The following is a 255-nucleotide window of genomic DNA, read 5'->3' as shown; positions in this document are numbered from 1 at the left end:
ATCCCGAATGGAGTTTCACCATGTTCAAACCAACACCTAATCCACCTGAAACCGACGACACCACCCCCTACGAATTCCCCGGTTCGAAGAAATTCCACGAAGCCGCCGAGCGCGCCCTCGACCACTATCTCAAACCCAACGCGTTAACCCTGCGCTTCCACAAACCCAGCACCATGTTCCAGGTCGCACCGGAACAGGACAGCGAAAGCCTGCTGGTCCACGCCTGCGAATCACTGGCACAGGCCAGCCTCATGA

1 pseudogene is annotated in these 255 nt (G+C 57.3%); it reads left to right on the top strand.

The features are described 5' to 3' along the window. Positions 1 to 20: 20 nt before the first annotated feature. Positions 21 to 255: pseudogene (locus tag AC0ZWN_RS28935) on the top strand (DUF6124 family protein); the annotation flags it as partial.

The sequence above is a fragment of the Pseudomonas sp. 3B-A001-10F genome, assembly GCF_056313565.1.
The sequence above is the reverse complement of the archived record's forward strand: the minus strand, read 5'-3'. Positions and strand labels throughout refer to the sequence as shown.